We start from the raw sequence: 14890 nt of genomic DNA, 5'->3' as shown, positions 1-14890 counted from the left end.
CAACAAAAAAGGAGTTTCTATGCTATTCGTCAGCGCTCAGGCAGCAACTGCAATTAACGAAAACATTAATCAGTTATTCCTGCAACGCAATCTAATCAATTTAGCGCTTCAGGTTCTCCCGAAGCTGGCTTGGGCGATCGTGATTCTTCTATTCACGCGCTGGACAGTGAATCTAATTAGACCGATCGGATTTCGCTTGCTGAAGTATGCAGAACCGACGCTGCAAAAATTCTTGATTCAAGTGGCAGGAATTTTAGTGTGGATGGCAGGCGGTGTCGCGGCACTCAACGCAGTTGGACTGCAAACGACCACGATCGTTGCTGTGATTGGTGCGGCAGGTCTGGCGATCGGTCTAGCGCTGCAAAATAGCCTGTCTCACTTTGCCGCAGGCGTGATGCTGGTGAGTTTCCGACCGTTTGAAGTCGGAGATGCGATCGAAGGCGCAGGAGTCTCTGGAACTGTGGATAATATTGGGCTGTTTTCGACCACGATCGTGGCTGCGGACAATGTTCGCATCACCGTTCCCAACAGTAATTTATTTAGCGGAACGCTGAAAAACAATACCATCATGGGCACTCGACGAGTCGATTTGCACATTGATATTGGCAAACGCGACATCGAATCCACCATTACGCACTTACTGTCTTTGGTGCAACCGCATCCGCTCGTTTTGCGAGAACCAAGGCCCACTTGCCATGTAGAATCGATTACACCAGAAAGCACGATTCTGTATCTGCGTCCCTGGTGTGCAGCTAATCATCATGAACAAGTGAAATCGGAAATTTTGCAGCTTGCAAAAGAAGCGCTCGACTCTACTGAATCTTCACTCTACTGAATCTTCGTAATCGGCTCGCCTTTGAGCGTCCGGATTTCTTGATCTCGCACTTCGATTTCTTTGTTCATGTCTCGCACCCGATTCGAGAGAATTTTGATCAGATTCAGGGCAATTCCGGGCGTTTCATCCACTGCTTCATAAAGCTGCTGCTGAGTGAGCACCAAACATTCACACGGCTCGATCGCGGTCACTGAAGCCGATCGGGGAGCAGAATCAAACAGTGACATCTCCCCAAAAAAATCGCCGCGCTTGCAAAATGTCAAATCCCGGCTACCGTTATGCACCCGGACAACTCCTTTGGAAATCACATACATCGATCGACCTTCTTGACCTTCGATCAGAATAGTTTCCCGCACCGCATACGATCGTTCTTCCATAATCGATGCCAACCGCACCAGAAAATCGTCCCGCAGTTCCTTAAAGATGGGAACGCCTCGTACTAGCAGCAATCGCTCAAAACTGTTCAGCATCGCTCACGTTTTCTCACACAACAACTAGATCACCCTGAGATTCGGATGTCGGGGAACCACCCGCGAAATTTCTTCGGGTAGGATAATCTCCGACTCCTGCATCATCTGTTTTACCTGCTTTGCCACGATCGGATCGCGCTCATTTTGGAATCCTTGTAAAACTCGCCCTAACTGTTGCGGATATTGCTCTGCAACATAGCTCAATACCGCTTCTCGCACATATCCTCTGGGATGCCGCAAACTGGAGCGAATCGCATCTGGATTAAGATTCTTCCAGCGTGCCCGCCTAGATAAATGAAAGCAGCAGGCGAGTGCCCAATCTGAGATAAAATGCCGCAGTTCGAGCAAATGATTCAGCCGTGCATCGGGCTGCATCGGGGTGTAGGGTACAAGGCTCGATAAACTTTGCAGCTTATCCATCGGTAATTCTCGATCGAGTACCCCCAGTAGTGCTCTCTTACTAGCAATGTCGAGCGTACTATCGAGAATTTCTAAGCCTTGAGCGATCGCTGCACGAGAATCAGACTGGAAGTTGAATTCTGCCACTCGAATCGAGCCGATCGGATAAAGAAACTTCATCAGCAGAAACAATCGCTCGATGCTGTCTTTCGGCAAAATTTCCAGGGCGGCTCTGAGCAGTTTCGTCTCTTCGCAGCGCACTCGGTCTTCAATCAGATCCATTAATGCGGCATAGATTTGCCCCATAAACATTAATTCTTGTTCGATCAGTTCCTCGATTCCCGCTCTGCCTAAACGCTCTGCCACCGCTTCGATGCCGCGTTCGTTTGGTACTTTTAGGAGAATCCGCAGCAGTAAGCGGCGTGTGGTTCCCCAAGAAGTCACCAAGCGGGAAATTAGAAGATCGATCGCTTCGGGTGTGCCAATTTGACCGATCGCGCTAAAAGCTTCACTCCGAACGAGCGGCGGACGTTCTACATCATCGGCAAGTCGAATCAGCCTGGGTAATGCCTCATCACCGAGACGAACCAGCGCTGATTTTGCGGCTGGGCGCGTCGGACGACAATACAGCCCGCTGAGCAAATAGCGGTAAAACTCCTCGGATCGAGTCGCTGCGATTGCTTCGAGCGTGGCAGATTTCACTTCGATCGAGGGATCTTTTAACAGTCTTGGAATATAAGGTTTGAGCCAGAGCCGCAATCCTTGCAAATGCACTACGCCGCCTAATGCTCGACAACCGATTACCCGTTCTTGCATCTGTTTGTGTGTTAACAGCGCCTGTAACACATAGGTTGCCTCTGCTTTTTCCGACATCGTACCCTGACGTAGAATCAACGATGCAGCCGTAGCGCGAACGATCGAGGGCTGACTTGGCTTGAGATAATGCCGCAGTTCACTAAAAGCAGTCGTCTCTCCGGTCGTCCAGATATATTCTAGGGCGACTGCCATGACTTCTGGTTCAGGACGTTGAGAGCAGAGCGACTTGACTGGATTTAAGAAGGCTGGATTGGGATGATTCAGCATGACTTCGATGCTTCTGTGCTGCAATTCGGGCGTGAGCTTTAACAGCAATGGCGCAAGCACTTCCGCCGCATTCTTACCGTCGATTTGGCTCAAGAATTCAATACAGGCGCGTTTATCTTCATCGGCTCCGGGGTTTTCCAGGGTTTCGATCGTCTTTTGCCGCAGCGCTTTCATATCTACGTCTGAGGTACTCAGTTGCCCCCGTCCCGCATTCAGCACTAAGAGATTGAGATACTCTTTTTTGAGTAAAACGATCGTCGCAAGCCAGCCGAGTGCAAACAGAATCATCAACCCCAAATTCAAGTTCTGCTCTGCAACTCCGATTCCATTTGCCCCCACTCTCCCCAGTCCCAACAGAACCAGCCCGGTGATCGCGGTTGAAATGGGTTCAGCAATGCCGCGCACTTTTGCCTGTTCTCGGTTTCTCAGGTGATCCGGCACTGAGTAAAACAAAAACGGCACACTGCCACTCAGCAAAGTGTAGTGCAGCAACTCATAGAAAAACCGCATTGCTAGAACGCTCAGAAATACTGAAGACATTCCCGCGATCGACACTCCGGTAAATGCAATTACGATCATCGGCAGCAACATCAGCGATCGAAATACTCCCATGCGATCGAGAATGCGACTCGAAAATAACCACTGCATCGCCAACTCACAAATTCCCAATGAGCCATTAAAGATTCCCAAAAATCCGGCAACCTCGCCGCCGCCGAGCTGCACCGAAGCTCCAGAATGGCGACCTAGTTGAGTCAGAAACTGAAATTCAACCAGCAGCAAGAAGACTTGAGCCAGCGCAAAGAAAATCTGCAACAGCCGCATATATCGCCGCGTCTGTCCTCGCAGTCGCGTTGTAGAATGCTCCGCGATCGGCTCTTCCCGTTTGCGTCGCCCTTCTGGAAACGACTGTTGATAAGTGTGGCTCAGACCGCAGAGAATGATTACGCCAACGACCATAAATGCGAAAGCAATCAGCAACACTTGTGAAACCGCCGTGTCTCGTGCAAACAATCCCAACACAAACGGCAGCGAGAATCCGCCCACAACATCTGCGACCAAAATTCCGCTGCTAATCAGCGGATAGGTGCGCTTAATTTCCCGAATGTTGAAGAGCTGATTTGCGGTAATCGAGGCATTGAGATCATTGAGAACATGGCTGGCTTCAAGCCAAAGCTGCATGGCAAAGACGGTTACTTGCAGCGCGTAGAACTGTCCGATCGTGTTTCCAAACGCACCGCTTAAACCGAGTGAAAAGATCGGCAATGGAGACGCGAGCAGCAGGGCGATCGCCACAATCACCATTCTCAAGGGTAAGTAGCGCTGAAGCTCAGAATACAGCCATCCCAAGCCAATCTTAATCGCCGCACTCACGATATAGATTAAGGGTAAGTTCGCGGCTCCGAACTGTGCGAGAAACATCTCAACCGAACAGGCTTCGAGCCACATCAACCCCGTTGACGTGAAGGTATAAAAGGCGAACATCCAAAACGTTCGATTGCCTTCACCAGAGCGAAGATTAATCCAGCGGAGAAAGGGATGTTCTCCGACTCTCTTGGAAGCTTGATTTGTCGAAGCCATATGGGGTGTCCGGTTAAGTCATGCACAGGATTCCTCTGATCTCGGAATCCTTTCTAAGATGCCCAAGATGCGATCGAAGATATTGTGTGCAACCCCCAAAACACGCAAAAGGGACAGCGAGAAATCATCCCGTTGTCCCAGTCATTTGGCTTAAAAGTTGGGGAGGATTTCTCTACTCCCTACTTCTTCGGTGCCAGCAGCATCATCATATTCCGCCCTTCTTTCTTCGGCGCTTGTTGCACTTCAGCAATTTCCTGGAGGTCGGTCGCCATTCGTTTTAGCAGAGTCTCCGCAAGATCACTGTGCTGAATTTCTCGCCCTCGGAACATGATCGTCGCTTTGACTTTATCGCCAGCTTTGAGGAAGCGTTCGGCTTGGGTGATTCGCACGTTGTAATCGTGTTCCTCAATCTTGTACCGCATTTTGACTTCCTTCACGTCTACGGTATGCTGCTTTTTCTTCGCTTCTTTGGCTTTCTTTTCCTGCTCGAATTTGTGCTTACCGTAGTCGATAATTTTGACGACCGGGGGATCAGCCTTGTCGCTCACAAGTACGAGGTCGAGTTCCTTTTCGTCTGCCATCGTTTGTGCTTCACGCGAGGTCATAATCCCTAGCTGAGAGCCATCTGCATCGATCACACGAACTTTGGGAAATCGAATTCGCTCGTTGATTACGGGCATATCTCGATTGGGTCTTTTTTCTATCACAAGCACCTGTTGAATAATGTGAATAAGGGCGACACGATTCGATCGACAAAATTAGCTCGATCGAGGGGTCGAACTGAGAGTTTGTATTCGCCATTCTACTCAGTCTGGGGAAATTTCTCTCTAGTTTGTTACGTAAATTCTAAAGCAGGAATCAAAAATCCGGGGTTCGGGCATCCGATTAAAATAGATTAACAGAGTGATATCGGTGAAATTGTGGTAGATGCTTTACCTTGGCGGCAGCGAATTGGGAGTCAGCGCGATTGGATCTGGCGCGGATGGCAAACCCGATATACCTATCAGCGATCGCAAAAATCAGAAAGTTCGCCGCCGTTGCTGCTGATTCATGGATTCGGAGCTTCGATTGGGCATTGGCGGCATAATGTCTCGGTGTTAAGCCAGCATCATACGGTGTATGCCTTGGATTTGTTGGGGTTTGGGGCTTCGGAGAAAGCGATCGCGCCTTACAATGTGGCGCTGTGGATCGAACAAGTGCATGATTTTTGGCTAACCTTTGTGGGGGAGCCTGTGGTGTTAATTGGGAATTCGATCGGGTCTTCGGTGTGTTTGGCGGTGGCGAAGGCGTATCCCGAAATGGTGAGAGGGGTGGTGATGCTGAATCTGCCGGATTCTTCGGTGCTGGATTCGCCGGAATGGGCGGGAGCGCTGGTGAAAGTGTTTCGTCCGATCGCAGCGGTGGGTAAGAGTATTTTCACGTTTCCACTGATTTTTAATCCGTTCTTTCGCGTGTTGCGGAGTTCGCGCTTGATTCGGCTGTGGGCGCGGCAGGCGTATGCGAGTTCTGACGGAATTACCGATGAACTGGTGGAAATTTTATCAATTCCGGCGCGTGATCCCCGTGCGGTCAAGGCGTTGCGATCGATGGTGACAACCCCAAAGATTACGGACTATCGGGCGCGATCGATTTTGCCGACGATGACGATTCCGATGCTGTTGTTTTGGGGCAAGCAGGATAAGTTTGTGCCGCCGAGTTTGGCTGCGTTTTGTGTCAAACTCAATCAAAAGCTGGAACTGGTTGAGATTGAAAATGCGGGTCATTGTCCGCACGATGAACAACCGGAAATCGTAAATCGTAAGATTCTGAGTTGGATTGGTGAAATTGCATGACTTCTGAAACGTCCACAACTGAAACACCCTCAACTGATGTTTTTCGGATTTCGCCGTTGATTCGATTGACGTTGCTCAGTTTGTATATTGCATTAACAACTCCGCTTCCTGTGCTGGCTGAAACCACCGATGCTCCGGTTCCAAGTGGATGGCTATGGGCGGGAATTGCGATCGGCTTTATTGCATTATTTGGTGCATTGAGTGAGCGCGTGATCTTGGATGCAGACGGAATTCAAGTGACTTATCCTGCTTGGGTTCCGAAGGTCTTTCGCAAAGGGTGGCAGTTGCCTTGGTCAGAAGTCAAAGCGCTGAAGCCACGATCGACTGGACAAGGCGGATTGGTTTATTACTTTCTAAGTAAATCCGGTGAAGGATATCTATTGCCAATGCGTGTAGTAGGATTTACGCGATTGGTGAAGCGAGTTCAGGCGGAAACAGGCATTGATACTACTGATGTGAAACCGTTGTCGCAACCGTGGATGTATTTGATTCTGTTAGGATTCACGTTCTTGTTGTTGCTGATTGATGCTTGGACGGTTTCGACTGCGATCGCGCTAGGAAAAATCTGATGTTGATATGGTTAGATCAAGTCAGCTTCGCTCCAAGCAGAATCACGCAGAAAGGAACTCCAATTGCAGGAAGTGAGATTCTGCGAAATGTTTCGTTTACGGTGAACAAAAGCGATCGAATTGCGATCGTCGGGGCTTCGGGTTCTGGTAAAACCACATTGCTGAGATTGATCAATCGATTAGCAGAACCAAGTACAGGATTGATTCAGTTTGAAGGCAACCGTTATCAGGACATTCCGGTATTACAGTTACGGCAGCAGATCCTGTTTGTTGCACAAGAGCCGAAGCTACTCGGAATGACAGTGAGAGAAGCATTGAGCTATCCGCTAAAACTGAGAAATGTTAGAGAAATTGATCAGCGAATTGATCATGCGATCGACCGCATGAGCATTCCGCGTGAATGGCTCGATCGATCTGAGTTAGAGCTTTCAACCGGAGAGCGGCAGTGGATTGCGATCGCTCGCGCTCTCATTTGTCAGCCCAAAGTATTGTTGCTCGATGAACCGATCTCAAATCTAGATGCGAATCGGAATGAAACACTGCTAAGAATTCTGACTCAAATAGAATCTACAGTTTTAGTCGTAACGCATCAGTTGGAATGGGCGGAACAGTTTAGCGATCGAGTTCTACAGTTGCAGCAGGGACAATTAATTCGAGATCAGAAGCGTGTTGATTGGCAAGCGGTTAGAAGGGAGATCGCTCAAGCAGAAGCAGAAGAAGCGGCAGAATGGGATTAATTCTGCTTTGGAGTTTGCCGCCGTGAAAACCACGATCGACCCAGCAGCGATTGAAATACAGGCTTCCCACGGTGAACAGAAAGGCCACGTAAGCAACGGCTTGAACCAGATACAAGAGATCGGTGTATCCAAACAAAGTGCTGATACCGAATTAAACATAGAATGCGACAGATCATACTCAAAGTCCCCCATTCTGGGGGATTTAGGGGGCGAGAATCTGTCGCATCCACAAATCAATCTGGTATGAGAAATCTTATTGTTTGCGATCGCCGCTCCATATTCCGAGTTTGCCGTATGTAACAATCCATTGATCACTTGCAGCACAAATCTCGGAGATTGACGGTCAGATTCCGGTAAAGCGTTGATTGCAGCAGCGATCGACTTTAGTGAAGATTGATATCCGGTGCTGATTTTCTCTGCATTTTTAGCTCCAGCTTTGACTTCATCTTGCAGCGCAATCAATGAACTCTTGAATTCAGGTACTTTACGCTCATTCAGTTGATCTTCAACATCGGCATAGATTTCCTCTCCTGTCCCTGAAATCAGTCCTAACTGAATCAATTGCCGACGGCTAAGGGCATTAAGAAAATTTGGGGTTGACATGAGGCGCTCTAGTGACTGCGATAAGCCGAGATCCAGAATTATCAATTATTTCGCAGTTTAGAGCAAGCATATTAATAATGATTCTCAATAGAACTCTGCATTTGTGCTCAAGAGCCTTTTTGATTTTGTGAGCGAAACCGCCCTTCAAGAAAATCACGCTGCTTTAAGTGTTTTGTCTTACGACCACTGACTCGCTTGCGCCACATTCTGAAGCTCGATTCCTGCATTTCCCGACGCATCAGCGCGATCGTTTGTTTTTCGCTCAGTCCGAATTGCAGTTCGATCGCCTCAAAAGGAGTGCGATCTTCCCATGCCATTTCGAGAATTCTATCGATCGTCTCACGATCTAATTCTGGTAGTTCCATTGTCCTTACTTCTGAATTGCTTGTTGAAACGTTTTGACTGCCTCAACGTGATTGACCATATTGATACAGCGTAAAAACAGTTCAAGATCGATTCCGGGAACTGCCTCGCTGTTAGTCAGTTTTTCATACCGTCGCTGATCGCCTTCACCCCGTAGATGATAAATCTCTAAAACACCATCTTCCCAAAACCAAACTTCCGCAATCTTTAAGCGTCTGTAAGCTTCTAGTTTATTGATGCCACCGCTTGTAAAAACAACCTCGATCGCTAAATCAGGATGCGCTCTTCCTGGTGCAAGTTTGTACGATTCATCAGCTTCTCGCTTGACCAATCCAGATTCACTCTCCAGGCTCATCGAACCTGTAGGAGTAAAGTCGAATCCTCTCAACAATAGGTAAAGCTCCAATAGAGCAGCAATGCGTTTTTTAACCGTTTCATGTGGTTCACCAGGCATTTGTCGAATCTCCAACGTTCCCTCTAAAAAAGAAAGCCGATAACCAGGACGATCGAGCAATTGCTCAACGGCTTTGAATTCCCGCCAGGTAAGCGCTTCAAACAGAAGTGGAGTTTGTTTCTGAGATGGAACTAAGGTGGTTGTCATAAGGCGATTACTCCTAATTTAACCGTTGTCGTAAACTACGAATTGCAGCGCTAGTCGTTCGCTCCGAGGCAATTTGAACACATTCAGCAACAATCTCGAAGATAGGAATTTCTGGAGAAAAGCGACTTCGTTCTTGTGGTATGTAAGCGTCGTTCTCTAATCCATAAATCCAAAGCTGCTTATTCTTGAACATCCACACCTCCGGTACTTTGAAAGGGAGATAATCATTCACATTGCTATAGCTAGTGACATCTATTTCAATCACCAAATCAAAGGGCGGATCAACTTGCCAGTCAATCCGATCTTTGCCGGATGAAACTTGCCAGTTATCAATGTAAAAGCAAACGTCTGGCTCAATTCCAGACGCTTCTGGTATGGTCATCGTGACAGGGGTGTAAGCATTGTATTCCTGCTCTAGATGATCCAGAATTGCTTTTACAATGTCTCCTAATAAATTTGCGCCTAGTCCATGCATGGGGAGCGGTGACATCAATAGAATCTCTCCAGCTCGATACTTCATTCGAGGAATTGATTTATCTCCCCGTTGTTCGCTCAAAGTGATGTAGTCCTGCCAAGTTCCCGGAAGCCGCAGGACGGCTCCGGGTGGAAGTTCGATGCGATCGCAAGACACGAGTGCAAACATCGCTCTTATCGCTCCATTGCTTCAATTGATTTCGGAACGGCTGCCGTGAGAACTTCATTTCCGGTTTCTGTCACCAACACATCATCCTCAATCCGAATGCCAATGCCGCGCCAGCGATCGCTGACTTCGGGCTGTCCTTCTAAGGGTTGGAAGTCCGATCTGATATAAATTCCGGGTTCTACGGTCACGACTTGCCCTGACTGGAAGTTTAGCCAGTTTTCGCCAACCTTCCGCGCTCCGGCATCATGCACATCTAACCCCAACCAATGCCCAGTACCGTGCATGAAGAAGGCTTTGTATTTCTCTTCTTTGATAACTTCTTCGATCTCACCTTGCAGCAAGCCCAGGTCTAATAAGCCTTCGGTGATCACTCGAACGGCAGCATCATGAAATTGATTCCAAGGATTTCCGGGTTTGACTTGCTCGATCGCAGCCAGTTGCGCTTTCAATACCAACTCATACAAAACGCGCTGTTCTTCGGTGAACTTCTCTCCCACGGGGAAAGTCCGAGTGATATCTGAGTTGTAGTAGTTATACGAACATCCCGCATCAATTAGAAGCAATTCACCCTGTTGCATTTGGCGATCGTTCTCGGTGTAGTGCAGAATGCAGGAATTGTGACCTGAAGCGACGATCGACGGGTAAGCAATTCCCTGTCCTCCCCTAAGCCGGAAGAGATGCTCCATCTGCGCTTGAATTTCATACTCATACAGTCCAGGCTTGCGAAGCTCTAGCGCCAAATTATGAGCTTCCGCTGCAATTTCTACCGCCCGTCGCATTTCTGAAAGTTCGTGTTCGCTCTTGACCAACCGCATCGGATGCAGCGTGAAGCTTGGATCTTCGATCGCAGTCGGGCCAAATCCATTCCGTTCATGTAGAGCAATACAGCGCTGCCACAAACGAATGATGCGATCGTTAAAGGCGCGATCGCGTCCAAAGTGATAATAAATTCGCTCTGCTTTAGTGACATACTGCGCCAACTTCTCATCCAATTCTGTGATCGGATAAGCTTCATCGGCTCCATACTTTTCTTTTGCCGCATCTACTCCAACTCGATAGCCCGTCCAAGTTTCTTTATCGCGATCCTTGGGTTGCACAAACAGAATAAACTTATGTTCTTCATGCCAAGGTGCAAATACCGCAACCGCATCTGCTTCGTTAAATCCGGTGAGGTAGAAAAAATCGCTGTCCTGGCGAAAATTGTATTCCACATCATTGTGCATCACCGCCAGCGGCGCACTGCGGAAAATTGCGGTTCCGTTACCGATTTTGGACATAAAGCGATCGCGTCGCTGCTTGAATTCGAGATGGAGCATGAATCTAAACTATGAAGGATACAAAGAAGGAAGGATATCCCCCTTCAGCCTTCATTCTATGCCGTTACACATCCTCGATTCGGTGCATTTATCCACTTACGGGATTGCGCTTGGTTAGGCGATACATGACCGATCGCAAAACAAACTTTGGAAGCGCCATCATTCGCTTCCAGCGCCAGGGTTCCTGATACAGTCGATACGACCACTCTAAATGATTGTCGCAGAGCCATTGAGGAGCGCGATTTTTTGTGCCTGCCCAAACATCGAAACTGCCGCCGACTCCAACCCAAACGGAATTCGGGCAAAGATGACGATGCTGTGCGATCCATAACTCTTGGCGAGGCACACCCAACCCCACGTAGATCAAACGCGGTTGTAGCGTTTTGAGTCTGTGTAGAAACTCCATTTCGTCTTCGGGCTTGAGATAACCGTTTTGCACTCCGACGATCGAAATTCCTGGAATCTTTTGTCGCCAATTTTGCGCCGCAGTCTCAGCCACACCCGGCGCACCGCCGAAGAAGAAAATCGACCAAGGCTCTTTAAATTGGGTCGATCGCTCCAGTAAAGTCTGTGCCAGTTCAATTCCCGGAACTCGCTGGATGCGCTTGCCGTGAAGCCGTCCATACAGCACAATCCCTGATCCATCTGGAATCACCAGTTCAGCTTGATGAATTGTCCTTGCCAGTGCCGGAGTTTGCTCTGCCTGCATCGTCATCTCGGCGTTTAGCGTGATCACATGACAACCCAAACGTTGCTCGATCCGCTCACTCAGCCAGCGATCGTAGCTGCTTAATAGGTGCATCGGTAGCCCTAGAACTGGAAAGGACTGCACAGATTCAGAATAGGTCACTTGAGTCACAGGTTTCCTCGGCAGGGGTGATTCGGGATTGAGGGGTTATTCGGGATTGAATTGTAGCAGGGGCGATCACGAAAGGACAAGATTATCACGATGTACAACGGTTTCTTCGCCCTCATAGCCGAGAATCTTTGCAACTTCGTCAGATTGACGACCCCGGATCTTTTCGAGTTCGTCACTGTTGTAGTTGACGATGCCCCGCGCAATCTCGACACCGGAGCGATCGCAGATTTTGACAGCGTTCTGACTATCGAACTCGCCTTCGACTTGAATAATTCCGGCAGCTAAGAGCGATCGTCCGGATGTCCGAATCGCCTTCACCGCGCCTTCATCGAGATACAACTGTCCAACGGGAACAAGACCATGAGCAATCCAGCGTTGACGGGCATTAAACGGACGCGGTTGCGGTTCAAACTGAGTGCCGATTAATTCACCCGAAAGAATCTTCAGTAGGTTTTGCGGCGATCGACCCTGGGTAATCACCGTTCTCACGCCTGCTCCCGTGGCAATTCGAGCGGCTTCGATCTTCGTGACCATGCCCCCTGTGCCCCATTGCGTCCCGGAGCTTCCGGTTTGTACCTGTGCGAGTTCATCGATATGGTTGACGATCGTAATTGGTTGAGCATCAGGATTGCTGCGGGGATCGGCAGAGTATAAGCGATCGACATCCGTGAGCAAAAACAACCAATCCGCATCGACCACGCTTGCCACCAGTGCGGAGAGTGTATCGTTATCGCCAAACTTCAATTCATCGGTAGCAACCGTATCGTTTTCATTGACGATCGGAATGACCCCTAAATTGAGCAATTCTTGAAACGTGCGGAGGATATTCACGTATCGGCTGCGTTGAATCAAATCTCCACGAGTTAGCAGCACTTGCGCGATCGGTTGTTGCAGCGCTGTGAAAAAGTCATCATAAATCCGCATCAATCGCCCTTGCCCGACTGCGGCAACCGCTTGCTTAAGAGACATCGATCGCGGACGTTCGACCAAGCCTAATCGCGCACATCCGACCCCGACCGCACCGGAAGACACCAGCACCACGCGATGTCCTTGTCGGCGCAACTGACTTAAAACTTCCACCAAAGCCGCGATCGTCGCCAATGCAAGCTGTCCCGACTCTGGCTGAGTCAGGCTCGAAGTCCCGATTTTCACAACAATCGTCTGAACCATGAATCAAACTGTAAACCGCTTGATTATCGTATCAAGTCGATCGCGCTAATCTGGCATCGCAAAGCCTGTTCTTGGATCGCGAATATACAAGCCCAACACTAGCGAATTCATCACTTCATCCCAAACAGGCGTGAGCTTTTCTGCTTGATCTGCCCAGTAATCAAACGTGATCAGACATTGAATCCTTGAGCCAAGTCCGACACAAATCCGGGAATAGGCTTCGCGATTTTCGTTCGGATCGATGAACTTAATTTGTATCCAGGCAATTCGAGCAGTTTGGCGTTTTAGCGTGGTAACTTCGCTTTGCTCGATCACGTCGCGCCGGTCTTCGATCGCAATCTTTTTTACGGTATGCGCGAGTGGAAACAAGCTCCAATCGTTTTCGGGCAGGTGGTTGTAAGAAACTTCCAGCCGACAGTCGTCGTTTGGCGGTGGCGCGTCATGGAAGCAAAAAGATTTTTCATCGGGTTCAAAATGCCAATCTTGCGGCACATCAAATCGCACGGCACCCCGCCCCGCCACAAAAATTTTGTAGCCTGGTTTAGAGTTCCAGCCGTGATTGTCGCTCATTTGCAGCGTTTCTTTGATCCACTCTGGCTTGCCTTTTTTGCGTTTAGACATAAAGAAACCACGATCGCGTCAAATCACATCGTAAGACATGATTTTCACGATCGCGGTTGATCTTCTGCAATCTTCACCCAACTCTGGAGCGATAATCCTCGTAGCCAAACTGCCGCCACAGTTCAAACGATCCATCTCGCTTGAGGCAGCCGATCGCGGGGTGAGCTACTCCATTGAACATTGTGGTTTTAACCATCGTGTAGTGCATCATGTCTTCAAACACAATGCGATCGTTGATCGAGAGGGGTTGATCGAACTGATAATCTCCGAGGAAATCCCCAGCTAAACAGCTTGATCCACCCAAACGATACCCGACTTTTCCAGCTTCCAGCACCGAAGCACCGACAATTGCAGGCTGATACGGCATCTCTAGACAGTCAGGCATATGGGCGCTAAATGACACATCCAGCATGACGTGCGTCAGATCCTGAACCGGAATCAGATCTAGAACCGTACTTAATAAGAATCCGGTTTGCCAGACGATCGCAGACCCCGGCTCTAAGTACAACTGCAAATGCGGATAGCGATCGTGAAATGCAGAAAGCACTGCGATCGCATGATCCACATCATAAGTTTCATGCGTCATCAGATGCCCGCCGCCCAGATTCAACCACTGAATCTGAGGCAGCAAGTGACCATAGTGCTGCTCAATCTGAAGCAGAGTCTTTTCTAACGCAAAAGAATCGCTTTCACAGAGATTGTGCGATAGAAAGCCACTGATGCCATTGGGTAAGCGATCGCCCAATTGCTCCGGCAAAACTCCTAAACGTGATCCAGGCTGACACGGGTTATAGAGCGCAGTTTTGACCGGGGAATACAACGGATTAATCCGCAGTCCGATCGATGTAGACTCTGCCAACGATCGCGATCTTTCCCACTGGCTTAATGAATTAAACGTCAGATGAGAAGCACGATCGAACAATTCCGGCAAATCCTGATCGCGATAGGCAGGCGAGTAAACGTGCAGCGCACCGCCAAACTCTTCTGCTGCTAACCGAGCTTCCCAGAGCGAACTTGCCGAAGCACCGGCGAGAGACTTCCGAATCATCGGAAAACTATGAAACAGTGCATACCCCTTCAGCGCCAGTAGCACTTTCACGGGAGCCGATCGCTGGACTCGCTCAAACACTTGTAAATTGCGCTCAAGCCGCGCTTCATCCAGCACAAAGCAAGGCGACGGAATCGTCGCCAAAGTTGCATTGTTAATCATC

15 protein-coding genes and 1 pseudogene are annotated in these 14890 nt (G+C 49.0%); 4 read left to right on the top strand and 12 right to left on the bottom strand.

Annotated elements, in window-relative coordinates:
* The first annotated feature begins 19 nt into the window (after positions 1–19).
* Positions 20–835 (top strand): mechanosensitive ion channel family protein, encoded by an 816-nt coding sequence (locus tag NC981_RS12215; protein WP_348243043.1) that lies wholly within the window; start codon positions 20–22, stop codon positions 833–835.
* On the opposite strand, the gene NC981_RS12210 is transcribed toward NC981_RS12215, so the two are convergent.
* The 3 genes from NC981_RS12210 to infC form a co-directional block, all read right to left on the bottom strand.
* A complete protein-coding gene (locus NC981_RS12210; protein ID WP_348243042.1) occupies positions 829–1305 on the bottom strand; it encodes a cyclic nucleotide-binding domain-containing protein in 477 nt (158 codons plus the stop codon). The two genes, NC981_RS12215 and NC981_RS12210, sit on opposite strands and share 7 nt — an antisense overlap.
* 24 nt (positions 1306–1329) lie before the next feature.
* Complete coding sequence (locus tag NC981_RS12205) at positions 1330–4365, bottom strand: HEAT repeat domain-containing protein (protein WP_348243041.1); 3036 nt, start codon at positions 4363–4365, stop codon at positions 1330–1332.
* A gap of 179 nt (positions 4366–4544) precedes the next feature.
* Complete coding sequence (gene infC / locus NC981_RS12200) at positions 4545–5078, bottom strand: translation initiation factor IF-3 (protein ID WP_190379065.1); 534 nt, start codon at positions 5076–5078, stop codon at positions 4545–4547.
* Positions 5079–5285: 207 nt separating this feature from the next.
* Between infC and NC981_RS12195 the strand changes: the two genes are divergently transcribed.
* Genes NC981_RS12195 through NC981_RS12185 form a run of 3 tightly spaced genes read left to right on the top strand, consistent with a single transcriptional unit; the run spans position 5286 to position 7503 of the window.
* Positions 5286–6197, top strand: coding sequence for an alpha/beta fold hydrolase (locus tag NC981_RS12195; protein WP_190379066.1), 912 nt, complete (start codon positions 5286–5288; stop codon positions 6195–6197).
* On the top strand, positions 6194–6766 hold the full coding sequence (locus NC981_RS12190; protein ID WP_348243040.1) for a hypothetical protein: 573 nt from the start codon (positions 6194–6196) through the stop codon (positions 6764–6766). Before NC981_RS12195 ends, NC981_RS12190 begins: the two co-directional genes overlap by 4 nt.
* Positions 6766–7503 (top strand): ATP-binding cassette domain-containing protein, encoded by a 738-nt coding sequence (locus NC981_RS12185; RefSeq protein WP_348243039.1) that lies wholly within the window; start codon positions 6766–6768, stop codon positions 7501–7503. The genes NC981_RS12190 and NC981_RS12185 overlap by 1 nt, the downstream gene beginning before the upstream one ends.
* A gap of 246 nt (positions 7504–7749) precedes the next feature.
* Here the strand turns inward: NC981_RS12185 and NC981_RS12180 are convergent.
* The 9 genes and pseudogenes from NC981_RS12180 to nspC form a co-directional block, all read right to left on the bottom strand.
* Positions 7750–8031: pseudogene (locus NC981_RS12180) on the bottom strand (helix-hairpin-helix domain-containing protein); the annotation flags it as partial.
* A gap of 182 nt (positions 8032–8213) precedes the next feature.
* On the bottom strand, positions 8214–8471 hold the full coding sequence (locus NC981_RS12175) for a TIGR03643 family protein (RefSeq protein ID WP_190379069.1): 258 nt from the start codon (positions 8469–8471) through the stop codon (positions 8214–8216).
* A gap of 5 nt (positions 8472–8476) precedes the next feature.
* A complete protein-coding gene (locus NC981_RS12170) occupies positions 8477–9070 on the bottom strand; it encodes a Uma2 family endonuclease (protein WP_348243038.1) in 594 nt (197 codons plus the stop codon).
* A gap of 13 nt (positions 9071–9083) precedes the next feature.
* On the bottom strand, positions 9084–9713 hold the full coding sequence (locus tag NC981_RS12165; RefSeq protein WP_348243037.1) for a Uma2 family endonuclease: 630 nt from the start codon (positions 9711–9713) through the stop codon (positions 9084–9086).
* Positions 9714–9718: 5 nt separating this feature from the next.
* Positions 9719–11029 (bottom strand): aminopeptidase P N-terminal domain-containing protein, encoded by a 1311-nt coding sequence (locus NC981_RS12160; RefSeq protein ID WP_348243036.1) that lies wholly within the window; start codon positions 11027–11029, stop codon positions 9719–9721.
* An 88-nt stretch (positions 11030–11117) separates the two neighbouring features.
* Positions 11118–11831 carry a WecB/TagA/CpsF family glycosyltransferase gene (locus NC981_RS12155; RefSeq protein ID WP_348243239.1) on the bottom strand — a complete coding sequence of 238 codons (714 nt, stop codon included), beginning with the start codon at positions 11829–11831 and terminating at the stop codon, positions 11118–11120.
* Positions 11832–11954: 123 nt separating this feature from the next.
* Positions 11955–13058, bottom strand: coding sequence for a glutamate 5-kinase (gene proB / locus NC981_RS12150; RefSeq protein WP_348243035.1), 1104 nt, complete (start codon positions 13056–13058; stop codon positions 11955–11957).
* A gap of 45 nt (positions 13059–13103) precedes the next feature.
* The gene (locus tag NC981_RS12145) at positions 13104–13679 is read right to left on the bottom strand and encodes a hypothetical protein (protein WP_348243034.1); all 576 of its coding nucleotides are present in this window, start codon (positions 13677–13679) and stop codon (positions 13104–13106) included.
* A gap of 73 nt (positions 13680–13752) precedes the next feature.
* The gene (nspC, locus tag NC981_RS12140; protein ID WP_348243033.1) at positions 13753–14889 is read right to left on the bottom strand and encodes a carboxynorspermidine decarboxylase; all 1137 of its coding nucleotides are present in this window, start codon (positions 14887–14889) and stop codon (positions 13753–13755) included.
* Position 14890: the final 1 nt, after the last annotated feature.

Origin of the sequence: Leptolyngbya sp. DQ-M1 (assembly GCF_039962505.1) — a bacterium.
Classification (GTDB): domain Bacteria; phylum Cyanobacteriota; class Cyanobacteriia; order Leptolyngbyales; family Leptolyngbyaceae; genus Leptolyngbya.
The sequence above is the reverse complement of the archived record's forward strand: the minus strand, read 5'-3'. Positions and strand labels throughout refer to the sequence as shown.